The organism is Paenibacillus wuxiensis, assembly GCF_040195695.1.
Taxonomy (GTDB): domain Bacteria; phylum Bacillota; class Bacilli; order Paenibacillales; family Paenibacillaceae; genus Paenibacillus_B; species Paenibacillus_B suaedae.
The window spans coordinates 74,006-98,138 of sequence record NZ_JBEFZI010000015.1; the positions used below are offsets into that span (position 1 = coordinate 74,006).

29 protein-coding genes are annotated in these 24,133 nt (G+C 44.4%); all 29 read left to right on the forward strand.

The features are described 5' to 3' along the window. Nucleotides 1-76: 76 nt before the first annotated feature. Entirely contained in the window at nt 77-550 is a 474-nt protein-coding gene (locus tag ABN764_RS26635) for an NUDIX domain-containing protein (protein ID WP_446673615.1), read from the forward strand. 216 nt (nt 551-766) lie between these two features. Further along, nucleotides 767-1,255 (forward strand): cysteine hydrolase family protein, encoded by a 489-nt coding sequence (locus ABN764_RS26640; protein WP_446673616.1) that lies wholly within the window; start codon nt 767-769, stop codon nt 1,253-1,255. 454 nt (nt 1,256-1,709) lie between these two features. Further along, nucleotides 1,710-2,183: a VOC family protein gene (locus tag ABN764_RS26645; RefSeq protein WP_446673617.1), complete on the forward strand. Its 474-nt coding sequence runs from the start codon at nt 1,710-1,712 to the stop codon at nt 2,181-2,183. Between the two features lie 144 nt (nt 2,184-2,327). Next, on the forward strand, nt 2,328-3,185 hold the full coding sequence (locus tag ABN764_RS26650; RefSeq protein WP_446673618.1) for a GNAT family N-acetyltransferase: 858 nt from the start codon (nt 2,328-2,330) through the stop codon (nt 3,183-3,185). 45 nt (nt 3,186-3,230) lie between these two features. Further along, nucleotides 3,231-3,896, forward strand: coding sequence for a hypothetical protein (locus tag ABN764_RS26655; protein WP_446673619.1), 666 nt, complete (start codon nt 3,231-3,233; stop codon nt 3,894-3,896). Continuing rightward, on the forward strand, nt 3,893-4,309 hold the full coding sequence (locus ABN764_RS26660) for a VOC family protein (RefSeq protein ID WP_251489029.1): 417 nt from the start codon (nt 3,893-3,895) through the stop codon (nt 4,307-4,309). Before ABN764_RS26655 ends, ABN764_RS26660 begins: the two co-directional genes overlap by 4 nt. An 11-nt stretch (nt 4,310-4,320) precedes the next feature. After that, nucleotides 4,321-4,794, forward strand: coding sequence for a GNAT family N-acetyltransferase (locus ABN764_RS26665; protein WP_446673620.1), 474 nt, complete (start codon nt 4,321-4,323; stop codon nt 4,792-4,794). Nucleotides 4,795-4,910: 116 nt separating this feature from the next. Further along, the gene (locus ABN764_RS26670) at nt 4,911-5,417 is read left to right on the forward strand and encodes a GNAT family N-acetyltransferase (RefSeq protein WP_446673621.1); all 507 of its coding nucleotides are present in this window, start codon (nt 4,911-4,913) and stop codon (nt 5,415-5,417) included. A 214-nt stretch (nt 5,418-5,631) separates the two neighbouring features. Next, nucleotides 5,632-6,147 (forward strand): CPBP family glutamic-type intramembrane protease, encoded by a 516-nt coding sequence (locus ABN764_RS26675; RefSeq protein ID WP_155987241.1) that lies wholly within the window; start codon nt 5,632-5,634, stop codon nt 6,145-6,147. Nucleotides 6,148-6,162: 15 nt separating this feature from the next. Then, nucleotides 6,163-6,666 carry a GNAT family N-acetyltransferase gene (locus ABN764_RS26680; protein WP_446673622.1) on the forward strand — a complete coding sequence of 168 codons (504 nt, stop codon included), beginning with the start codon at nt 6,163-6,165 and terminating at the stop codon, nt 6,664-6,666. Between the two features lie 70 nt (nt 6,667-6,736). Next, nucleotides 6,737-7,282: a YfiT family bacillithiol transferase gene (locus tag ABN764_RS26685; RefSeq protein WP_446673623.1), complete on the forward strand. Its 546-nt coding sequence runs from the start codon at nt 6,737-6,739 to the stop codon at nt 7,280-7,282. Between the two features lie 159 nt (nt 7,283-7,441). Continuing rightward, entirely contained in the window at nt 7,442-7,723 is a 282-nt protein-coding gene (locus ABN764_RS26690; RefSeq protein WP_446673624.1) for a hypothetical protein, read from the forward strand. Between the two features lie 10 nt (nt 7,724-7,733). Then, nucleotides 7,734-8,543 carry a class I SAM-dependent methyltransferase gene (locus tag ABN764_RS26695; RefSeq protein WP_446673625.1) on the forward strand — a complete coding sequence of 270 codons (810 nt, stop codon included), beginning with the start codon at nt 7,734-7,736 and terminating at the stop codon, nt 8,541-8,543. Between the two features lie 312 nt (nt 8,544-8,855). Next, nucleotides 8,856-10,094 (forward strand): collagen-like triple helix repeat-containing protein, encoded by a 1,239-nt coding sequence (locus ABN764_RS26700; protein ID WP_268626068.1) that lies wholly within the window; start codon nt 8,856-8,858, stop codon nt 10,092-10,094. Between the two features lie 93 nt (nt 10,095-10,187). Next, nucleotides 10,188-11,423 (forward strand): alpha-helical endospore appendage domain-containing protein, encoded by a 1,236-nt coding sequence (locus tag ABN764_RS26705; protein ID WP_446673626.1) that lies wholly within the window; start codon nt 10,188-10,190, stop codon nt 11,421-11,423. Nucleotides 11,424-11,457: 34 nt separating this feature from the next. After that, nucleotides 11,458-12,702, forward strand: coding sequence for a collagen-like triple helix repeat-containing protein (locus tag ABN764_RS26710; RefSeq protein WP_446673627.1), 1,245 nt, complete (start codon nt 11,458-11,460; stop codon nt 12,700-12,702). A gap of 19 nt (nt 12,703-12,721) precedes the next feature. Further along, on the forward strand, nt 12,722-13,591 hold the full coding sequence (locus ABN764_RS26715) for a hypothetical protein (protein ID WP_446673628.1): 870 nt from the start codon (nt 12,722-12,724) through the stop codon (nt 13,589-13,591). Nucleotides 13,592-13,866: 275 nt separating this feature from the next. Then, the gene (locus ABN764_RS26720; protein ID WP_072728659.1) at nt 13,867-14,322 is read left to right on the forward strand and encodes a hypothetical protein; all 456 of its coding nucleotides are present in this window, start codon (nt 13,867-13,869) and stop codon (nt 14,320-14,322) included. A gap of 87 nt (nt 14,323-14,409) precedes the next feature. Beyond that, nucleotides 14,410-14,892, forward strand: a complete 483-nt coding sequence (locus ABN764_RS26725) for a GNAT family N-acetyltransferase (RefSeq protein WP_446673629.1) — start codon at nt 14,410-14,412, stop codon at nt 14,890-14,892. Nucleotides 14,893-14,996: 104 nt separating this feature from the next. After that, nucleotides 14,997-15,485 carry a DinB family protein gene (locus ABN764_RS26730; protein WP_446673630.1) on the forward strand — a complete coding sequence of 163 codons (489 nt, stop codon included), beginning with the start codon at nt 14,997-14,999 and terminating at the stop codon, nt 15,483-15,485. A 49-nt stretch (nt 15,486-15,534) separates the two neighbouring features. Further along, nucleotides 15,535-16,233, forward strand: coding sequence for an undecaprenyl pyrophosphate synthase (gene uppS / locus ABN764_RS26735; RefSeq protein ID WP_174809127.1), 699 nt, complete (start codon nt 15,535-15,537; stop codon nt 16,231-16,233). A gap of 51 nt (nt 16,234-16,284) precedes the next feature. Next, entirely contained in the window at nt 16,285-16,980 is a 696-nt protein-coding gene (locus ABN764_RS26740) for a formylglycine-generating enzyme family protein (protein ID WP_446673631.1), read from the forward strand. An 89-nt stretch (nt 16,981-17,069) separates the two neighbouring features. After that, entirely contained in the window at nt 17,070-17,921 is an 852-nt protein-coding gene (locus tag ABN764_RS26745; RefSeq protein WP_446673632.1) for an SMR family transporter, read from the forward strand. A gap of 39 nt (nt 17,922-17,960) precedes the next feature. After that, nucleotides 17,961-18,554 (forward strand): histidine phosphatase family protein, encoded by a 594-nt coding sequence (locus ABN764_RS26750; protein WP_268626076.1) that lies wholly within the window; start codon nt 17,961-17,963, stop codon nt 18,552-18,554. Between the two features lie 139 nt (nt 18,555-18,693). Continuing rightward, the gene (locus ABN764_RS26755) at nt 18,694-19,341 is read left to right on the forward strand and encodes a TetR/AcrR family transcriptional regulator (RefSeq protein ID WP_446673633.1); all 648 of its coding nucleotides are present in this window, start codon (nt 18,694-18,696) and stop codon (nt 19,339-19,341) included. Between the two features lie 185 nt (nt 19,342-19,526). After that, nucleotides 19,527-21,596: a fumarylacetoacetate hydrolase family protein gene (locus ABN764_RS26760; RefSeq protein WP_446673634.1), complete on the forward strand. Its 2,070-nt coding sequence runs from the start codon at nt 19,527-19,529 to the stop codon at nt 21,594-21,596. A gap of 133 nt (nt 21,597-21,729) precedes the next feature. Further along, complete coding sequence (locus tag ABN764_RS26765; protein WP_446673635.1) at nt 21,730-22,611, forward strand: GNAT family N-acetyltransferase; 882 nt, start codon at nt 21,730-21,732, stop codon at nt 22,609-22,611. Nucleotides 22,612-22,823: 212 nt separating this feature from the next. Further along, nucleotides 22,824-23,261 carry a GNAT family N-acetyltransferase gene (locus tag ABN764_RS26770; RefSeq protein WP_072728651.1) on the forward strand — a complete coding sequence of 146 codons (438 nt, stop codon included), beginning with the start codon at nt 22,824-22,826 and terminating at the stop codon, nt 23,259-23,261. Between the two features lie 399 nt (nt 23,262-23,660). After that, entirely contained in the window at nt 23,661-24,074 is a 414-nt protein-coding gene (locus ABN764_RS26775; protein ID WP_174809120.1) for an NUDIX hydrolase, read from the forward strand. Nucleotides 24,075-24,133 lie beyond the last annotated feature (59 nt).

The window sequence follows — 24,133 nt, forward strand, 5'->3', positions numbered from 1 at the left end:
GAGTATGAAAGAGTACATATGTTGGGAATACATGCATGAGAATGAGAAGCTAGTTTTCCTTCCTTCAGGATGGTTGTTGAGCAATGCGGTAGGAATATACAATCATGTAAATAAGGCGCTGAGTGATATGGATAAAGAAATGGCATATGGAGGAATTGTATTTAATACAGAAGGTAAAGTGCTCATGCGAAGCCCGAAGAATCATTGGGGTGGATATGTATGGACATTTGCAAAGGGAGGCCCGGATGTAGAAGATATGACTCCCGAAGAAACAGCAAGAAGAGAGGTGCAAGAAGAAACGGGGTATGCATGTAATATTATAGCTTCAGTTCCTGGGGAATTTGAATCGGATACGTGTAGGACAAAATATTTCATGATGGAACCAACAGGCATGGTGACGGAGCATGATGCTGAGACTCAAGAGGTACGCTGGGTTGATGTAGCAGAAGCTTTTGAGATGATTCAACTGACAAAATCTATTAATGGAAGAAACAGAGATAGGAGTGCTTTAGAAAATGCTCTAAGAGTAAGAGAAGCATTGAAAGGATAAAGGGATTTTTGTATCGTGATTCCCAATGGTGAAGTGGTAGTAGGACTATGCGTTTGGGTCTATCCTCCTTTGGATTTAGGATGTATAATCATGGAAGCAACTCAGAGAACCAGCGCCTCAGCCTAAGATAAAGCTATCTAGGGTTGGGGCGTTTCGCAAATTCAATCGTTTTATGAATGTATTGCTCCATAAATATACTTCGAAGGAGTGTCTTTGATGAAAATTGGATTTCTAGTCATTGATATGCAGGCCATTCACCTGCAAGACGTTGAAGAGAAAGTTGTAAACAGAGCATGCGAATATATCAATTATGTAGCTGATATGATTCGTTCTCATGATCATGTTGTCGTTCATATTCAAGACATCGAAGGGATTACGGATACAAATCGTGATGACTATCGTACGATTTCGGAAATTGAAATTCAAGATCAGGATATCATTTTGACAAAAGAGAATCCCAATGCTTTCTGGGAGACAGAACTTGAGCAGATTCTTAAGAATCATGAAATTGAATTCATCGTCCTGGCAGGGTATGCGGCAGAACATTGCGTATTGTTTACCTATAATGGCGCTCGTGAAAGAGGCTTTAATGCGGTGATACTACAAAATGGAATTGTAAGCAAACATCAGGATGTAATCACATCAACATATAGAGATCGGGATATCATTTCGTACCCCGTAATTCAATATATGATCAATAAATGAAATAAGGGTATTTAATGAATGCCCCGACTTTGGACAGATTGATGGATACAACTACTCTAGGAAAAAACGGCTATTAAGAAACCTAAGAAAGACGGTAATGTTATGGCATTCTGTATTGAATTCAAATTACTTGAAATGAATGATAACAAAGCCATCTATGTATATGGGGATTGTTCAGAGAATTTTGAGGGGATATTTGAATTAGAGTTAGAAAAGTTATTCTCTGGTGAGATTACGGGTGATACGAGCATGACACAAGTAGTGAAAGTAATTCGACCCTGTCTAAGTGACGGAGCTTCTCAGCATAAAGCAAACAGGGCATTCAGTAGGATCTATAAGCATTATAAAGAGACAGGAACCTATTTAATAGAAGGTGGCTATTATGCATAGCATAGAATTAGGAAATTGCTAATATGACAAATTAATAGATCACAAGCCTAAGGAGAGCATCATTATGATTCAGAACTTATATGAGACACATTTACAAGTGAAGAACCTGGATAAATCGATTGAATTCTATAAGAATCTAGGTCTTGAACTATCTTTACTCGATGGAGAAAGAAGAGTTGCCTTTTTCTATATCGGGAAGGATCGCCAATTGCTTGGGCTTTGGGAAGTTCCGGAGAGTAATGAGGTGCAAAGAAGACATTTTGCATTCGGAACAGATGTGGAGTTATTAACTGGAGCAATTGACTGGTTAAAGGAGAAAGGGATAGAGCCGATTCAAGCTCTGGGCAAAGAGCCAACGGAACCGATTGTACATACATGGATGCCAGCGGCAGCCATTTATTTTAATGATCCTGATCATAATGAACTTGAACTGATTGCATGGCTGCCAGATCAGCCTCAAGATATCGGATATGTGCCTTATTTAAGCGAGTGGAATAAAATTGCCAAAACAAGCAAAATTACATTGTTACAATCATAATTAAAGGTAAAAAGGATCGTTCTGGTTAAACTAGGTCAATACATCTGATACAAATAACGTCCCAGTCCGAGATAATAGCTATCAAAGGCTGGGTCGTGTTGTATTTACAGCACCAATAAAGTCAATTAAGAAGTGAGGCTGCTAATGGTAATAGTAGAGGCAGAAACTAGAGAAGATATACTGAGATTAGTCGGTCACATATCTCCTCAAGCTAGAGAATTTGTGAGCGAAGCGTTTCGTGAGCAAGCTGTATCCGTCTTTCATTATAGTCGAACGGAAGAAGTTCATGGTGTATTTTGTGCAGCTGAGAATGATGATTGCACGATTGCGTATGTTTCTTTTCCAAAAATGTCAATGAACGAATCAACCTTCATCTTAGGGTTAATTGATACGACAATCCGGACGTTCTTGGCGAGAGTCGATGGAAAGGAACTTTGCTTCAATGTATATGGGGAAAATGAAGAGGTCATTGCGTTTATAAGAAGCATCGGATTTCAATCGGATATGGAAGGATATCATCTCATATATACCAAGACAGAAGTACCAGATGTACCGCCGTCACAATTGATTGAAAAGCAGTTTGAACACTCCATGCTGCAAGAATTTATTGAATTATTTGATCGGGGATACCTCCAATTACAGATGGAAAATGGTCAGATAACGGATTGGCATAGCTCTAATCGGGTAGAGTTCCTTAACTTGCTTCAAAACAAGACACGCAGCGATGAACTTCGTTCATTTTGGCTAGAGAATCAATTGATCGGTTCTTATCTCATCCATAACAATTACATTCAAGACTTGGTAGTGAATCCAGATTACCAGAATTGTGGATATGGCGGTGTGATATTGGCACACTGTGTTGCACATATGAGAGCGAACAAGGGGATAGATAGTGTTTGTCTGCGTGTGGCGAAATCCAACTGGAGAGCTAAACGATTCTATGAACGAAATCACTTTGAAGAACTGGCCAGTTTTGCAGAGCATACTTACATTCCAGGTTAAGCAGAAACAATTTGCAAGCGATAAATTCTAGCTGAGGGAGCGTGTATGATGGCGACTTGGGTTACGCATTTTAGAATTGCTGAAGCATTGATCAGTAGAAATCTACCGGTATCAAAAATTGATTTTCTAGTAGGGAATATAGGCCCAGACTGTGGGCTCATTGGTGAGGATGGAAAACCTACGCCCCCGAAGGAAATTACTCATTTTAAAATTAATCGTGTCATAACCGCCGAGTCATTTTATGAGCAGTATCTTGCAGATCCTATTGATATCTCATCCCCCAAGGGCTCCTATTATTTAGGCTATTATTTTCACTTGGTGACGGATGAAGAGTGGATCAAACTCACCAATCATAAGAAGAAGGAAGAGGTATTTCAATCCATAATAAATACACCAGAGTATACTCCATTAGTTAAGAAAGATTGGTACGGCCATGACTTCGTATATCTCAAAGAGAATAAAGAGAGTATTTTTTGGACTGAATTTCAGCATATAGATGAATATCCAGAGTTTTTGAGCTTTTTCCCTGCAGGTCAAACGAGTCAGCAGATCAAAAATATAACGGAGTTTTACCATGAAAGTTCAATTGCAGAAGATCATGAGTTTATCTATCTGACACGAGAAGATATTGATGGGTTTGTGAATCATACCATTCATTTGTTATGCGAAATCGTGAGTCAGAGGATGAATATGGGAGGCTGTATGTTATGAATAAGACATGGTCGAAGAATATGCCCGCTGTTCAATTTCGAGTGGCAAGGCCCACCCATCAATTACAGAAGATTGTTGAATTCTACTCGGAAGGTCTTGGTCTCGAAGTAGTAGGTTCATTTGTAAATCATAATGGCTACGATGGCGTAATGATCGGTCTTCCGGATGTTCACTATCATTTGGAGTTTACGCAGGAAGTACATGCAGTGCCTGTACCGCCCCCCTCTTCAGATAATTTGCTGGTGTTCTATATACCAGACGTACAGGAACGGGATGATATCGTTTCTAGATTAGTCACCATGGGCTACCCAATTGTGGAACCAGAAAATCCTTACTGGCAGCAAAATGGGATAACCATTTGTGACCCAGATGGATGGAGAATTGTGTTGCAAAATACGACAGGGCTTTCATAAGGCGGATGGAGATGAGTGATGTAGTGATGATCAGATTAATTCCGACTACACGTGAGAATTGGAAAGATGCATTAAACTTGCAAGTTCAAGCACATCAAAACCATTTTGTCCCATCAGTAGCAGTGTCTTTAGCCAAGGTACATATCCGTCCAGATGGCGATGAATATCAATATCTACCATTTTGTGTGTATAATGCAGAGAGTCGATTAGTGGGCTTTGTCATGATTACGGTAGATGATACAACAACCCAATCCTATTGGCTAAATGGATTGATCATTGATAAAAATGAACAAGGTAAGGGATATGGAAAGGAAACGATCATTTCTGCAATTCGTTACATAAGAGAAAATTACTCGAAAAGCGTGTGTGTGAATTTAACGGTATGTGTAGATAATGTAGCAGCTAGAAAGCTGTATGAAAAGCTCGGGTTTTGTGAGACTAGGGTTGTATATGAGGATGAGATTGTTTATCGATTCACTTTTTAATTACATCGATAGATAAATGAAGAAAACGTTGAACGAATCTAAGATGCGCTTAGAAATTGTGACGAAGTGAACAGTTAAATAGACTAGTGACATTTCGAGAGAAATGGGGCAGGAGAATGAATATACGAGTTCTTCAAGAGAGTGATGCACAGGCTTATCAGGAGCTTAGATTGACAGGGCTGCAGACAAATCCTGAAGCATTTGGTTCTACTTATGAGTGGGAAGCGAATTTCACACTGGAAACGGTAATGGAGCGAGTCAAATCAAGTATGGACAAATTTGTGATGGGTGCGTTTGATAACGAAGGATTGTTACTAGGAATAGCTGCTTTTGTACGAGAGAATGGGATGAAAACTGCCCACAAAGGAAATGTGTTCGGGATGTATGTGAGAGAAGAAATGCGTGGGAGCGGGGTTTCGAAAAACCTGCTGCTTGCCTTAATTGCGAGGGCGAGCGAAATCGATGGCGTAGAGCAGATTAATTTAACAGTGGTATCGAGCAATGAACCAGCTAAGAGGCTGTATTCCACGGTCGGATTCCAGACCTATGGCATTGAGCGCCGTGCCTTAAAATATAATGGGCAATATTTCGATGAAGACTGGATGGTCTTGCAGCTGCCTTAAGAGTAACTAGCAACCGCTGTAAATAGCAAGCGAAATAATATTGTTCCTCATGTCGATCGGATGGTGACCATAACTTAGATGGAAGGTGTGAAGAGCATTGTTATTGGCGATTGGCATATCTCTGTTATTGACGTTCTCTTTCATAATCGTTCAAAGCATATTAAAAGTAGTAACTCGAGTTGATGTCGAGAAATCAACAATCATTTTTTGGGGAATGACCGTAATTGTAGTATCCGTACTATCTCTATGGTATGGGGAGCAGTATATTTACAAAATACCAGAACGCGTCATGCCAGTGATGACATTATTCTTCATTGTTGCAATCGTAAATGTATTCTTGGCTCAAAGGTCAGGATATCGTCCGATCGGGATTTACGATACCATTCACTTTTGTTTAACTTACCCTCTGCTTGAAGAGATGGTATTTCGAGGATTAGTGCTTCCGCTATTAAGCAGCAGCTTGCCCACAAGCTCATCCTTAACCATAATGGGGTTATCGGTTACCCCTGCTGTTCTGATAACAGCCTTTCTTTTTGCCATCTGCCACCTTCAATATTATAGGTTGTCACGCATGAGTATCCGATTTATGCTATTTGCATTCTTTGGCGGTATTTTCTTCGGCATAATCGCTGATCATACCCATTCCATATGGTTGCCTCTTATGCTGCATATCGAGTTTAATGTACTAAGTGTCTATTTTAGCAGAAGAAGAATGTCGGTAGGCAGTTGAAAAGGAGAATGATAGATGATATACCCAGAACTTGAAACGGAAAGATTGAGTATGCGGGAATTAACTTTGGAAGATGCGGATGCCGTATATAGACACTTTTCCATCCCAGAAGTTACGAGATTTATGGATATTGAGGTGTGCACGGAGTTAACAGAAGCAGAAGAGATTATTGCTTTTCATATTCATGATTCAGGTTGTCGATATGGACTATTTAGCAAAGAGAACAACGAACTAGTTGGGACATGTGGCTATCATTGCTGGTCTACGGTGGAATACGAAAGTAAAGCTGAAATCGGTTTTGATTTGTCGCCAAAATACTGGGGAAGAGGACTGATGCAGGAAGCTTTGCTACCGATAATTCGAGTGGGATTTGATATCATGAAGCTAGATTATATAGAAGCGACAACGGAAGTAGATAATATTCAATCGCAGAGCCTGCTTAAGAAAATGGGATTTGATCAAGCGAGTCAATTGAAGGACAATCTCATGTACTTTACATTAAGAGCAGCTATGGATTGATCCAAGGCGTAAGCTGTTGGAGTTCACTTAAGATGTGAGGAATATGCAGTGAAAATAGGAGTGATCCCTGATGAATCAGTTGGATAAGCGATACCCCATTGGTAGATTTGAGCACACCGGAGAGATTTCGTCTTCGCAACGCGATCTTTGGATCAACGAGATTGAAGAGTTCCCTGTCAGACTGAAGGATGCCGTAAGAGACTTATCTGAAGAGCAGTTAGACCTGGAATATCGCGAAGGTGGATGGACAATACGCCAAGTTGTACACCATCTTGCAGATAGTCATATGAATAGTTTTATCAGATTCAAGCTTGCTCTAACGGAAGATACACCTGAGATTAAGCCCTATTATGAAGAACGATGGGCTGAACTGCCGGACTCGGTACATACAAATATCCAATTATCGATTCAGTTGCTCGAAGCATTGCATCAGAGATGGGGTGTGTTATTGCGATCGTTATCTGAGGCTGATTTTCAAAAACAGTTTTACCACCCGGGTTCCAAAGAAGTAATTCGATTAGATTATAATGTCGGGTTGTACGCTTGGCATGGCAATCATCATATTGCCCATATTACCGCGTTAAGAAAAACACAGAATATATATAAGTGTACATGATGCAAGAAGATGAAACGTATCCAAGTAACCGTACTATCGGGTTATCGGGGTACGTTTTCTATTTGATAGAGGAAAATGAGAGTGAGGATCGAACATGTTCTATAGGAATATAATGGGTATCGATGGCCAGTGAGTGTTGCCACTTCATGGAGGACGAATATGGAACTGTTGGTTGTTGGTGATGTGCATGGTTCTCATCCAGACAGCGTGTTGTGGAATCGAGGGAAACTCAAGAATATTGGTAAATTGCAATTTATCGGACACACGCCTTGCAAGTTAGGGAAAGCGGAATTTGATCGCATAAGCAACACGTTGATTATCGATACAGGGGCATATCGACCTGTTGGGCTTACAGCAGTTAAAGAGGACCAAGATGGCGAAATCGAAAAAATCATATTCGAACCAACGCTCTTGATTGATGTGATGAGCGAGAAAGGCTGAAGGTGTAATCATGAATAGAACTGTAATGTTTCCCGATCCATCGCTGCATCCTGAGTGGATACAACCGCATAGCCCTGAGTGGTATGCAGAGCTGAATGATATCGTAGGAGAATACCAGTATCCGTGGAAATCTACCTTTGAAGAGCCAACAGCGGAAATGATTTATGAAAAGGAGATAATGTCGCATCTCACTAGTGATGCACGGATATTAGATGTTGGATGTGGGCACGGTGAATTTACTAGACGTTGGAATCATAGAGTGAAGGAAGCTGTTGGAATAGATAATCGAGAGAATTTTATCCGAAAGGCGCAGCAGCTCAATGGAAGTGAGTCGGTACATTTCATGCTTGTAAATGCGGAGGATGCATTGCTGCCCTTTGCAGACAACACGTTCGACCTCGTTTATACGAAGAAGGGGCCGTGGTTATACGAGGAGGCATCTCGAATTCTTAAGCCGAATGGGATGATGATGGGTTTATATCATGGAGGGACAGATGGTGGGCTTAGAAGCCTGCTCCCTGGATTGTTTACCCCGCTATCTTATGATCCTTACGATTTGGATGATTTGGTCACGAGATATCAGTTTCAGCGATCAGCTGGATTGGCCGATTTTCAGGTTCAACTGGTTGAGGAAGTAGAGTATTTGACAAGGCCGGAAGATGTGCTCATTAAGAAGTGCTTTGGGCAGAGGAAGGAAGTTCGTGAATATGTCTGGTCAGCTTGTCTTCGGGGCGTTGAACAGGTATTTGCAGAGCATGCAACTGACAAAGGATTAAGAGTAATCAATTTTCATTATGTAGTTAAGGCAAGAAAATCGTGACAGGTAACTCCGTTTACATGAATGGCAGAATCATGACCAGCTGTTAGTTGGACAGACTGATGTGGAGTATCAAGAGTGAAACAAGATGAAGAATATATCATGTGCATGGAAAATGCATGGCAAACTCTTATTTTTAATCGATTCGTGAGAATCGATTTTTTTTGTTCTATTTTGTCCCACGCAATAAAAATCGATTTACATAAAATAAAAGGAGCGATAGCGATATTGTTCAATCGCTAGGTAGTAGATTCCTATTACATGGTACGTTTTCACAATCTATCAGGAACTACTTTCCTGAGGGAGGGAAGCTGGATGTCAAATCCCAATATACCGAACATTACACCCCAAATAAGTATTACTAGAGACGATGCAATCAATTTATTGCTTATTTCAATGGCTATGGAAGAACTCTCGCTTAGTCATCTAGTGAACGCGGAGGCAGAGAAAATTCAATATGTCCTTGGGACGCTTCCTGGGTTAGAAGCTCCTGCAACTATTAGCGATGTATTGCAAACCAATGCCAGCGTTCGCAGCGTGTTGGCGGCGACGATTCAAAAGGAATTGATTATTGAGGACAAACTGGAGCAGGTACTGAATGCGGCAGCCTCACCGCCAACGGGGGGAACGGGGGCTACTGGCCCAACAGGGCCAACCGGCTTATCGCCTACCGGAGCTACCGGAAGCACTGGAGCTTCTGGAAGCACGGGGGCAACAGGCGAGACTGGTTCAGCGGGGGCATTGGGCCCGACAGGGCCAACTGGGCTGACCGGAGTGACAGGGGCAACTGGATTAACAGGTGGAACTGGAGCCACCGGGGCTGCGGGTACGGCTGGATCAACAGGCGAGACTGGCCCTACAGGGGCCATCGGAGCGACTGGTGCAGCTGGAGTAACGGGAACGACCGGGCCAACAGGTGTTACTGGAGCAACGGGCGATACGGGTGCAACAGGAGCAACAGGAGTCGCCGGTGCAACCGGAGAAACGGGAATTACCGGGCCGTGTCCGGTTTGTCCACCAGGGCCGACCGGAGCGACGGGTCCTAATGGGGTTGGCGCTACAGGAGCAACGGGAGCGGCAGGTGTGACTGGAGCAGTCGGTGCGACTGGAAGCACCGGAGCCACCGGAGTAGCTGGAGCCACCGGAGGCTTGATTACGGTGAACAACGCCGACTTTGTCACTGTCGGAACACAAACGGTAGCGGATGGCGCTCCGCTTATATTAGAAACGAATTTAACTGTAAATGGTACATTAATCACACATGTACCTTTGACACCCACAATCGTACTTGCTCCAAATCATACGTACTTCGTTGATTACGAGACGCAGGCTACGACCGCCGGAACGACCGCATCCGCGACTCTGCAATTCAATGGAATTAATGTCATCGTCACGACTGCAAGTTACGATACCGTTGCAGGTGTAATCGTAGAGCTGTCCTCACACACGATCATTCAAACCGGGGGGACTCCAGGTACGTTAGAGCTTATCAATACGTCAGGTGTGGCAACGGATTTCACGAATGTGTCGATATCGGTAATTGCTATATTGTGATTTATAAGATGAGGCTCAGTATTTTCCCATATGCGAGCACATCGGATATGATGCTAGGTCTCTTACTATGGCACTTCATAAGGGGTGAGTGAAATGTCGCAAGCAAACATACCCAATATTACACCTACTATTTCGATTTCCAGGGATCAAATAATTCCTCTATTGCTCTCTTCGATCGCATTGGAGGAATTAGGACTAAGTCATATTCTTAACGCTGAAGGCGAGAAAATTCAATTTGCATTGGGAACAATTCCAGGCTTGACCACAGTGCCTACAATTCCAGAACTGCTAGCGCTGAACAGCAGTACACTAGATACATTGAAAGTGGTCGTGCAGCAGGAAATTGTGTCACAGATGAAACTCGATAGAATTGTAGAGGGTCTTGTTCCCTTGCTAAGCTCTGGTGCTACGGGATCCATAGGATCCACAGGGGTTAATGGATCGACTGGTGCAACTGGGGTTACAGGTCCATCTGGAGCAACTGGGCTTACTGGCATCACAGGGCCTGTCGGTGCGACTGGAGCAACCGGAGCAACCGGTTCCTCTGGTGTAACCGGAGCAACAGGCACGATAGGTGCTACTGGGCCAACAGGCTCGACGGGAGCGACAGGAGCAACGGGCTCGATCGGAGCAACCGGCACTACAGGCGTGTCAGGTGCAACTGGCTCTACTGGTCTAGCCGGATCAATCGGGCTCACTGGTAATACAGGAGCTGCAGGTCCGGTCGGTCCTACTGGCCCTACCGGTATAACAGGCAACGCCGGCCCTGTGGGGCCTACAGGTGTCTGCCCTACTGGCTGCCCAACGGGAGCGACAGGGGCAACAGGAATACCGGGTTCAACCGGAGCAACGGGAGCAACGGGTGTGACCGGAGCAGTGGGTTCCACTGGAGCCACCGGAGCGACAGGGGCAACAGGGATAACTGGGGCGATGGCGCTAGCTACGGCGAATTTCGCGAGTATCATTACACCTGGACCTGCAGGTCCGGCGGGATTTTTGGAGTTCGCTACGGCAAGATTGCTGAGCGGCAGCTTAATCTCGTTCACTCCGGGTTCGAGCACGATATTGCTTCAACCCGATCATACGTACTATATCGTGGCACAAGTTGATATTGATGCGAGCAACCCTTCAGGAGGACTAGATGTGATTCTGACTTTTAATGGGGAAAGCATCCTAACGATATTTATGAGTACCGTTGCGGGGAATTTCGCAACGTTAAAGGGAAGCGTGATTGTGAATACACCATCGGGAGCACCGTCCAGCATCATGCTGTTCTCACGCTCCAACAGCAATCGAAACGTAAATATAAGCATTATTGCGCTAAATTAGCAATCTGATGATGTCAGCAAGGGAGTGAGAAATCGTGTCGCAAGCCAATATCCCTAATATTACGCCGAATATTTCTGTGTCGACGAACGAAGCGGTGAATTTGCTGTTAGCCTCAATAGCGTTAGAGGAGTTAGGACTAAGCCACATTGTTAATGCGGAGGCAGAAAAGCTCCAATTCACGCTAGGAACGCTGCCGGGATTAACTACGCCTGCTACAGTGAGTGATGTACTGGCAGTAAACGACAGTATCGTGAATACGTTGCGAGAAGCGATTAAGCTCGAATTCGTGCTTAATAACAAGCTGGAAGAGGTGCTGCAGATACCAGTCGGTACAAGAGGGCCAACCGGAGCAACCGGAGCAGCGGGCGCGACGGGTTCTACTGGCGCAACCGGAGCTACTGGTCCAACTGGGTCAATTGGAGTGCCCGGAGCGACGGGAGCAACGGGCGATACCGGAGCAGCTGGCATTGCTGGCTCGACAGGCTCAACTGGAGCTACTGGCAGTACGGGGGCGGGAGGCGCTGCAGGAGCAGCTGGTTCTACTGGGATAACCGGAGCAACTGGACTTCCTGGCAGCACAGGCTCAACGGGGCCAACCGGAGCAACCGGAGCAACTGGCGCACAAGGTGCCGTAGGTATCACAGGTAGTACAGGCTCAACTGGCGGTACTGGCGCGATTGGAGCGACAGGAGCCACTGGGCCAACAGGAGTGTGCCCTTGTGTTACTGGGCCAACCGGAGCGACTGGGGCAAGTGTAACTGGAGCAACCGGAGCGACAGGGGCGACCGGAACAACGGGAAGTACCGGGGCAACAGGGGCAACTGGAGCAGCCGGAGCGACCGGAGCAACCGGAGTGCAGATCACGGCGAACAATGCATTCATCCGTTCCCCTGGTTCTATTCTGGTTGCGTCTGGCAGCGCAATTCCATTCGAGGAGAATTTCACGTTGAACGGCACCTCCATTACGCATACTCCTGCCTCGACGGATATCGTGTTGGCACCGAATCAAACCTATTATATTGCTTACCGGACGAAGGCAGAGCTGCTCACAGCAGGTAACATTACCGCACATGTTGCTCTGCAATTGGATGGAACAACGATTCCGGGAACAGATTCACAGATGCAGTCCTTGCCAGGAGCTTCTCAAGCCATTACGTCATTGTTATCGAATACGATCATTAATACAGGAGCTAGTTCAAGTATTCTGACTTTAGTTAATCTTGAACCCAATGATAGAACCTTCGACCAGACGTCGATTACGATCATTAAGCTACAATAGCAGCTGGGGGCGAATAGAGATGGGAAGCAGTGCGAATTTCGGTTGTTCGGCCGGCTGTGGATCGATTCCGGTCAATGGCGCCCCTGCGATGTTATCAGTCATTGTCCAGAACGGTACCTCCATACGGCTGCAAGGAATGACAAACATTCTTCTTGATGCGAGTAAAGCTTATTTAGTCGAATATAATGCTGATTTTACCACGGCATCGAGCAACCACATCATCGCTACAGAGCTTAAATTGAACGGAAAGCTAATACCAGGGTCGCAAAGCTTCTCATTTCCTACCACAATTCCATTCGGACAAAATACGCCTACTGCGAATGCGACCGGAGGAGCTATTTTCAACACTCCTTCCAGTCCGAACCCGAGTATTTTGCAGCTGATTGGCTTTTCACCAGTTGAAGCTTCTGGATCGAATTTTAGCGGCGTTAACATACGTGTGACGGAAATCGACAATTTTGCATCTGCTGGGGTGACAAGGAATAACGCTGCAATTTTTAGCTATGGCTATGAAAATGTAGGGCCGGTTTCACCGGTTCCCTTCTTAGCGGCGAAGGTGACGAATGGCAGCGGCATAACGTTCTCTACGAACAATCGGACAGTGATTGATTTGGCTCCGAATGCAACCTACTTTGCATCCTATAGCTTCATCGAGAGTCCATTAATGGCTAACTTGTCTGTCCTTGTTCAGTTGACATTGAACGGGATTCCATTGGATCAGAGCTTATCGGTCGCCCCATCATTAGCGGACGGAGTATCCCGATCAGGTGGAGCGGGCAGCGCCGTATTCAATACAGGGCCAGGAACTAATAAACTGCAGCTTATGAATATGAATGTACAGGAGATTAAGTTTGTCTCTGCAAATGTAAATATTATCCAAATTGGTTAAACAAATTTTCAAGTGCCACATCAGTAGTTTTTATTACTCTTGTGGGATGATTTCTGGAATAAACAAGGTCGAGTTTAAGGGGTATGTACCCTCTGAGCTCGCCCTTGTTTTTTTATTGCCGCATGCGTATATCTCTTATTTTTGACAGGAGATCGAGGTCGTGGAAGCGATTGGTCTCCCGCAGCAAGTATGCTCATAACGGTACACTGTTGGCGAATATTGGCAAGGTAAATATAATAGAGACAAGGATATTCGTTGATGAGAGGAGGGGAAGAATGCGCACGATAAAAATCATCTTTGTTGCGGCTATGTTCCTCGTCATTACCTCATGCACCTTTCTGAAATATGATCAGCTCTTTATTGTTCAGCAAGGCGATACAGCAGACGTTCCATTTCAGGAAAAGAAGAATGGCAGAGTTACCGTTGTTTACAATGGAGCTACTGTAGATTTTGTTGTGTCGGCCAGAGGACTTCAGGCAGGGAAGGGATATAACATATCGGTAGCAGATGCCAATGAGAAAGGGGTAATGTTTGGCCCGAAAGAAAATGTAGTGATACGGCTAGGAACCATCGAAGATGAAACGATATTTAAGTCGAATGGAAAAGGGAATCTGTTTGTTTCCATGATCAATCCCGTTCGAATTGCTGAGGCCCGAGAAATGGTGCTGCAGATTAAGGCTGCAGATGGAACAGAAATCATAAAGTCCCGCCCATTTCGGTTGGAAAATTGAGTGACTACAGCTCAGGATAGTTGAGGCGGAGGATTGAAAATTGTAGGTGGTGAGACACATCAGTTCGGAGTGAGAGGGAGTGGTGATATGAATCAGGTTGTTGTGACTAGAGCTGGCCAAGCTGAAAAGCAGCGAATACAACAGCTAATCCAGTTCTATATTTATGATTTTACTGAATATACTGGTGCGGCCATTCAAGAAGATGGTACGTATCGTCCGATGCCAGACATCGATAAGTATTGGGAGGATCCCATAAGACATCATCCTTACCTCATATCGGTAAATGGTGAGGCAGCAGGATTCCTATTGATCAGGGTAGGAGATGAGCAAAGGCACTACTACGATTTTGCACATTTGTTTGTTATGCGTAAATTCAGACGTACGGGAGTAGGTCGGATTGCAGCGGAGCATATATTTCAGCAATATGGCGGCGAGTGGGAACTGCATCAATTAGAGAATAACGTTCCCGCACAGAGGTTCTGGGACAAAGTTATCGACGAGATATCTAATGGCACAATAACGGTAAAAATGGAGAACGGAAAAAGATATCAACGCTTTGCCTGCAAGTAGTTGTACAAGTTGTGCTGGTTCGTGTTGGCTATATGACGTAGCAGAGAGTACGCTTGGAATGGCGGGGAACATGTGAACAACAATCTTAATGAGGTGGGATGTTGATGGCAGCGAACATAGTACAGCTCTTTGATTATCATGTATGGGCGAATGCTAGAATCATGAATCATCTTGCCGGATTACCTAGTGAAGTTTTTATCAAACCAGTTGATCTTGGATTCGCAACGATTGCAGCTGTAATCCATCATATGATGTCTGCTGATGCCCTCTGGTTTGCCCGGATTAGGGGAGATCGCACATCTCCTGAGGAGGGTAACCAATTTGCTTCGCTTCAGGAAGCAATTGATTACACGAATAACATATACACTCAAATGCGTGCATATGTAGGTTCGATTCCTGATCCAGAGAAGATCATGACCTACCGAACACGGAGGGGAGTAGAGGTTCACAACACGATTTCCGACATCGTGTACCAAATCGTGAATCACGGTTCTTACCATAGAGGCAACATTTCTACCATGCTAAGACTTTTAGGACACGAAGGGGTATTGACTGATTACATTGCTTACATCCATTCTAGCGAACAGATGTAGAAACGTAAACGTACGTTGACATATAGATTCGAACATTGAGGTGAGAGATATGATCGTTACAGAGTCAGTCCGTATTCCAGAGCATATCGCCATTATGATGGACGGGAATGGAAGGTGGGCCACGAAGCGGGGATTGCCTCGGACGGCTGGGCATTATGCGGGAATGAAAGCCATGAGAGAAGCAATTCGGAATTGCAGGGCTATGGGGATTAAGTGTGTGACGCTGTATGCCTTTTCAACGGAAAATTGGAAGCGTCCTGAGGAAGAAGTCAATTATTTGATTCACTTGCCCAAACTATTTTTTCAAGACGATATGATTCAGGAGTTAGTAGCGAATAACATATGCATTCGATTTATTGGTGATTTATCTCGTTTACCAGATTCCATACAAGACATTATGCAGCGTGCAGTTGAGCTGACTGCAGATCATAAAGGGATGATTGTGAACTTCGCTATGAATTATGGCGGCAAAGCAGACATTATTCAAGCGATTCAGCGATGTATTCGAGATGGGATTGACTATGAGGATATAACAGAAGAGAATTTCCAAGCCTTATTATATACGAACGAATGGTCTGAACCTGAGCTCGTCATCAGAACGAGCGGAGAGCGAAGGTTGAGTAATTTTCTGTTGTGGCAGTCGGCTAAATCAGAGCTTATGTTCATCGATAGTCTGTGGCCAGATTTTAATGAAGCACATTTGAAACAGGCTATATTGGAGTACCAAAAGCGGCTGCAGAGAGCGTAATTTGTTAATAAGAGAATTGTCAGGACATTTTTCTTACAAGGTGGTAACCGTATGTCTAATGAACCCAACAAATTCCCTGAATATCCAATGGTGCAAATTCCAGGCGGAGAGGAAGATTTACGAGATGACCGCAAAAAGCTTCAATGGAAGGCAACCATTCGACCCTTTCTTCTTGCACCCTATCCAGTCACGAACGGGTTATATGAGGCGGTTGTAGGAGATTCGGATATCGCTGCTAATTCTTCACATTCTCATCAAATGCCCGTAGTGAATATTTCGTGGAAGGACGCTGTTGTCTTTTGTAATTTAGTTTCACAGAAATCTGGATTGACGCCATGTTACTCTATAGGGAGCGATGGGGAGACGGTTCAATGGAATGTGGAGGCAGACGGCTATCGCTTACCGACCGAAGCAGAGTGGCAATATGCATGTAAAGCAGGGAATTCTGGCTACCAGTATGGCAAGCTGGATCAGATTGCTTGGTACAATGATAATTCACAAGGCATGCTCCATGAGGTTGGGAACAAGGAGCCGAATGCATGGGGATTGTACGATATGCTCGGCAATGTATGGGAATGGTGCTGGGATATTTATGATGAGCAGGTGTACGGCTCTTATCGAGTCTTTCGAGGTGGAAGCTGGGCTGAAGAAGCAAGAGGATGTGGAGCAACCTGCCGTCGGCGCAGCCATCCCGCATTCCGTATCGAGGATCTTGGATTCCGCCTAGCAAGGTCGTTGAACCGTTAGCACCCCTGTGTGATGCAAGCGTATGATGGCAGCTGTATTCAGCATGAATGAGAAGGAATAGCGGATTGAGCGAACATGTGGAGGTTCAAATGGGAAATTACTGGTTGCTGCTGGTGATTATTGCTTCATTATCGCATGCATTCTGGAACATCATGTTGAAGCAAAGTGAGGACAAAACGATATTTCTGTGGTCGCTACGGGTATGGTCTGTCATCTTATTTCTACCCGTTAGTATAGTGCTGTGGCCTATGGACGAACACATAACTTGGGAATGGGTACTTATGGGGCTCGGTAGTATTTTGCTCCATAGCTTCTATGCCCTTATCCTCTCTAAGGCATACGAGAAGAATGACTTTACCTTAACATATCCTATAGCTAGGGGGCTAGGCCCGCTAATCGTTGTGGCAGTTGGGGTTATGCTGCTCAAAGAACCTTTTACATGGATGAGTATCGTAGGAAGTGTACTTATTTTTACAGGGATCTTTGTGTTGTACACTGGTCTTGGCCGCGGGGGACAGTCGATTCGTTCCATGTTCACTTCGCCCTATCCGCTACTAGTCGGCCTTTCCATTGCTGGTTACACCTTATTCGATAAGCTGGCGGTCTCTATCATACACCCGGTATCCTTAAATGTAATCGAAAATATGGGACAGGTGCTCTTACTAGGGAGTCTGCAAGTGAGAGGGTGGGAAAGAGTTCGTACACATTGGAAAAAATACTGGGGCAGTATGGCGATTGCAGGGGGATTAGCTGGATTATCGTATGTTCTCGTATTGATCGTTCTGACTGAAATTCCTGTTAGTTATGTAGCGCCAGTGCGAGAAACCAGCATTGTTATAGGCTCCTTCCTTGGCATTTATTTCTTGAAGGAACGATTTCAATCGCAGAAAATATGGGGGGCCGTTCTTATTTTTGCTGGTGTAGTGTGTATTGTGTTGTGAGAAAGCTTATTCTCATTAATGACACGACTGGGAGGAGTTATGGAGGAAGTAATTACAACGATATACATGGTTCGTCATGGAGAATCGCCTAAGACGGAAGGAACTGAAAGATCGCGTGGCTTGACAGAGAAAGGCAAGGAAGATGCTCGTATTGTCGCGGATATCCTACAAGAAGAGGGGATAGATACGTTCGTATCTAGTCCATATTCGAGAGCAGTCCTCACTTTGGAAGGTCTGGCGAAGTCCCAAGGGAAAGAGATTCACGTCTTTGAAGATTTGAGAGAAATGGTGTTTGTCCCTGGTGATCGCATTGTAGCGAACGATGAGCTGTATCCTGTGGTCAGAAGGATGTTTGCGGATGCCGCTTATTCGCTACCTGGAGGAGAAACGATTGCGGTTTGTCAGGAGCGGGCTATGCGTGTATTACAACAAATCGTACATACCCATAGAGGCAAAAAGATTGCGATTGGCACGCATGGAGCTATCATGACATTGATGATGAGCTGCTTCGATAGTCGATATGATGTAGATTTTCTGTTCCAGACTTCTAAGCCCGACATTTACAGAATGGAATTGAATGAGAAAGATGAGTGTATAGGTGTTCAGAGAATGTGGAAGGTTGCTGCACGTTGAGCTATGAAGTAGAGCAGTATTAACAATCACTTAATCAAAACGAGTTCCTTGAACATGTTAAAATAATATGTTGACACGGATTATCTGGAGCGATAGAATCGATTTGAACATGTTAAACAATAGAGGGGAGGTGTTTATGATGGACAAAACAAAATCTGCAATACTTCATTCCGCTCTGACCCTCTTTCTTGAAAATGGATATAAAAAAACCACAATACGGGAAATTGTAAATCACTCAGGTGTATTGATTGGCAGCATCTACTATTACTTTAAAAACAAGGATGATATATTTCGCTCATTGATTATGGATCTTTTTAGTTTAGTTGATGAATATACAAATATATATATATCGCCTATCAATAGCCCTGTATGCAAATATGCCGTTTCCTGCACTCTGGAGTTGTATATCGTTGATATGAACGAGCGCGCTGCAGAATTAATATTTGAAGGGTATAATTCTCCTAGCATATTAGATAGTTTGGTGAAGCACGCAGCAATGCGTTCGGAAAAGATATTTGAGGAATACAACCCTGCATTTAACTCTTCCGATTATTGCCGTCTGACATTGGCTATTAAAGGTGTAACCCGCAACTTTGTCGAAAATCGGTGGAGCAATGATTCATTTTCACTGGAATCTGTTATTGATACTTTGTTGGATATTAGCCTTCGTGCATATAACGTTCCGGCGGATGAAATAGTGCAGACCAAGCAATACATAAAAAACAATGAAGAACAAATTAGGAAGGCGGCAAATGCCTTGATCCACCAAGCCTTGCCGAGCAAATAATGAGGGTCTAACTGCACATCAGCGTTATACAGCGCCTTGGGCAGTTTTTTACCAATTAATTTGAACATGTTCAACGAGCGTTATCCCGAAAGGATGGCGGCTGGTCTAATGATGAAATAAAACAGATGGGCGTACATGCCGTCACTCATGCCTGAAACGATGATAATAAGAAGGGAGCAGTTGATATGAAGCTAGTAACTTTTGTCCTTAAAAATGACCCTACACAAACAGAAATCGTTGGTGCTTTGACCCAAGACGAACAGCAAATTGTTGAATTGCAAAAGGCATGTAAGATTCATACGGGCAAGCTGAGCAAGTATTTTGATAATATGATTGAATTTCTGACCGGTGCTGAGGAAGCGCGCGCTTTGGCTGCTGAATTGTTGGAAGATGCTGGTGCTGACTGCAAGTTGAGTATTGAGGATGTGCAGTTATTGGCACCGGTTCCTCGGCCTCGTGTAATGCGGGACTGTGCCTGTTTTGAAGAACATCTTATTGGGTGTAATCGCCGTGGGCGCATGATGCAGGGTGAGGATCCCGCAAGTATTGACGCTGAAAGCGTTAAGCCGGATGCTGGATGGTATGCCGAACCCCGTTTTTACAAAGTGAATGTCAATTCCATTGTCGGCCCCGGTGTGGACATCGCTTTCCCGGGCGGAGAGATGTTTAAGGACTATGAACTGGAACTGGCCTTCTACATTTGTAAGGAGGGCAAAAATATCAGCCACCACAACGCCATGGATTATATTGGCGGCTACACCATATTTAATGATTTTTCGGCAAGAATGATTCAAATGAACGAAATGGCTCCAAATAGTTTCAATGTTGGACCCGGCATCGGCAAGGATTTTGCAAATGCAATGGGGCCTTGTATGGTGACGCCAGATGCTTTTGACTATACCGATGCAAAGATGACTGTTCGAGTGAATGGTGAGGTGCGTGGTGACGGAAACCATGGTGCAGCTTACCACAAAATCCCTGATGTCATTGAATACATCTCAAACGCGACAACCTTATATCCTGGCGATGTCATTGCGACAGGAACGGTGGGAACAGGGGCTGGCATTGAAACAGGTATTCCATTGAAAATTGATGATGTTGTTGAATTGGAGATTGAAGGGATTGGCAAGTTAGCGAACCGGATTATTATTCCAGACGCCACCAAACAAAGGAATAAGGGCGAGGCGTTCAAACGCTTGGTGTGCGGGCCAGTTGATGGTAAGTCATCCTTTGTTATTGACGATTATCCCGACAAATGGAGAGGCGGCGCTTCTAAGAAGCCGACGGTTGATGTCTGGCGGATAAATGAAATGCCCGCGAAAGAATCGGCTACTGCCAATGTGGATATGGGGAACCTGCCTATTGAACATGAACCACAGGCCGGCAGGGGTCAATCCATTTTCCGGCATGTTCCTCTTGATATTCCGCAAGGTCCTAGATTTGAGAATTTGCCACCTAATGTTCGGAATTTGCATAGAGGGATGTGGGTGGAGGCACACAAAACCATTGGCACTAAGTATATTCCCACCGAAGAAGATATGAAAAAACATGCGTCCATGCATTGGACTGAGACAATAAATATGTTCTTCTGTGCTGATGCAGAACTCGAATTGGTATCACTTAATGATTTGGATGACGCGCCCCTGAAAACGGGGGATGCACTTGTGCAGATGGCTTGTATGCATGGTTGGACAGGCACCGGGGTAATCGGTGGTATTCTGGCTTCTGCTAACATGAACACCCACACACAACTGATTGACAAGCCTAAGCCAGCATTGGTATCCAAACTTAACCGCTTCAAGCGATATGTAGCTGCAAACATGAAGAGCAGTGAAAAAGAAATTGGGATGTCGGATGTTGTGATAGACGACTATTCTCCGAATGAGAGTAAGATTTTCGACAAGGAGGGAAAACAGATCGGCTATGCGGGTGACATTTGGCGCATGTTAGACCCCAATGCAGATGTATCGGCAAGTGCGGATACGATTGTTGGTCCTATGGAGCCAACACCCCCAAAAAACGGCATTACTTTCCGAATGGTGGATTTGTTGCCCGGTTGCACATTTGAAACTGACGCCAGTTTCATGAGTTACTATTCGGTCATCATCGGCCAGCTGGAGGCTGTTTGTGATGAAGGCTTCGCCACGGTGCCGACTACGGGTGATTTGGTACAGTTGAAAAACGCAAGTCTGAAACTGGTAAACACGACCGATGAAATTGTGCGCTTTGCATACTACATGATCGATACCGAATAGCCGAAAGATGTAAAAATCGTTTTTGGTCTGTTTATTATCTCCCACCAGCAAGGAATGAGGGTTACAATCCATATGCGGATGCAATTTTCCAGCATTCCACCTAGAAAATAGAGCAGCATGTGGGGGATGACAAGTGAACATTCAATTTAAAGCGTATCATGATGGTAATTATAATGAGGTTTGTCAATTTTTAATCGACATCTCTCAAGAGCATCACAAGCATATAAATTGGAATTGGGCTAGATGGGAGTGGATGTACTTCCATCCCGATTTCGACAGAAGCTTACGATCAAAAATCGGCTTATGGTTTGATGAACTTGAATTAGTGGGTTTGGCTACCTATGATCACTATTCGGGTGAAGCATTTTTTGCAACGAAGCAAGGATATGAAGAACTGGAAGATGAAATTGTCGAATACGCTGTGAAGACTTTCAGCGATGAAAATGGGCTTGGAGTCGCAGTGAACGATACTGACTCGGAACGTTCTCAACGCTTGCAAAATAAAGGATTTGTAAAACATGATCAGAGTGAAAATATTCTTGCGTGTTCCATTGCAAATATCGAACATCATTCCGTGCTCCCGGCGGGCATTACGCTCAAAAGTTTGGATGCAGAAACAGACGTATATAAGCACAAGACCGTGCTGTGGAAAGGCTTCGATCACGATGGCCCAGTTCCCATAGATGATGTAACCATACAGAAGCAGAAAGCGATGCTGTCTGCAACTCATATGAACCCATCCTTGCATATTGTTGCCGTTAATGAGGACGGGGAATTTGTGGCTTATTGCGGATTATGGTATAGTCCCCAAACCGATTATGCGTATGTCGAACCTGTAGTCACCATCCCGAGTTATCGGGGGAAGGGGCTTGGTGCTGCGGTTGTAGTAGAAGCACTAAAGCGCAGCAGTGTATTAGGAGCGAACAAAGCGTATGTCATTTCGGATCATCTCTTTTACAAGGCGATAGGATTTGTTCAGCATTCACGGTACTCCTTCTATTGGCACAATGACTAACGGACAGCGACACGTAATCGTTTCATGCGGGTTTAGCGGTACGGATGAATGGGCTGGGCATATCATACATATTCTTGACATGAAGGGAAGGGTTGCGGTTTTTAGGACGGAGAACAGATGCGGTGAGCAGTGATTATCATTGTGTGCTACAACGACAGTAAGGAGATCGCATTGAAAAAATATATGGGAATCGGTAGGAAAGAAGGATAACGATGATTACAATAAGGTCAATTAAGGAAAATGAGCTGTTGGCATTAAGCCGGCTCTATCAAGAGCTAATGGGACAGCAGACGAACCAAGCGAAGCTGGAGCAGGTATACCGAACGATCCAGCATAATGAACAATACATCATTCTGGGAGCATTTGACGAGGAGCAGTTAGTGGGTTCCTTGATGGGCATTATATGTCATGATCTTGTGGGAGATTGTAAGCCATTCATGGTAATTGAGAATGTGATTGTGTCTCCATTGGTTCGCAGACAAGGTGTCGGTAAGAAGCTGATGCAGGAAATTGAAAATATGGCAAGACAGCGTGATTGTTACTACATCATCTTTGTATCTGGCGAGCAGCGCAAAGAGGCGCATCAATTCTATGAACGGCTCGGCTTCAAGGATGAGAAGGTAGAAGGGTATCGGAAGCATCTAACTTAGAGCGCTGATATCGTACATGAGAGAATGTTTTGGCAAATAAAGTGCGTTATTGTTACGATCTCACAAGGTAAGAGGAAGAAGCGACTCATGGCTGACTATCTGAAGATTGATATTTACGTATTAATCATGAAACAGGAGTGATCTGGTGTGGGTATAGCTATGTTTTTTTCTTTTTTATCTTTTGTCTTCTACATAGGAGCATTTGTCATCTCAATCTATTGTCTTGTTCTCTTTATTAAGCTAGCACGGCGGGGAATCAGAGCATTGGATCTGTACATTCAGGAAAAGGAAAACGGGATCGAATGAAAGGACAAATGAGTCCGCGAAGAGAATGGTGATGGGATTGCAAAACACAGCAGCTCTATATGGTGGAACAGAGCGGAAAGGAACGATTCACAGATGAATGCATCACCTAGGCATACACTTGTTGCAGCCGTGATTGTAAGGAATAGCAATCATGACATTTTGCTCATTCGTGGTGCGAAGCGGGGATGGGAGATTCCAGCTGGACGGGTGGAAGAAGGGGAATCTATTACAGCTGCAGCTGTTCGCGAAGCTAGGGAAGAAACAGGCATCGACATTGAGATCATCAAGTACTGTGGACTATTTCAACATGTAAGGGATTCCGTGTGCACAGCGCTGTTTCTCGCTAATCCTATTGGAGGAACCCTCCAAACGACCGAGGAAAGTGACGAGGTCGGTTACTATTCTGTAGAGGAAGCGCGAAGCAAGATCACTTGGCCAGGGTTTCGAGAACAGATTGATCTCTGCTTGAATCAAGAGGAGCCATTCATGATAGAGTTTCATTGTTGATATTGAATTGATATATGCATACAGATTCCTACGCACCATTTTACATCACGAAATGAGCG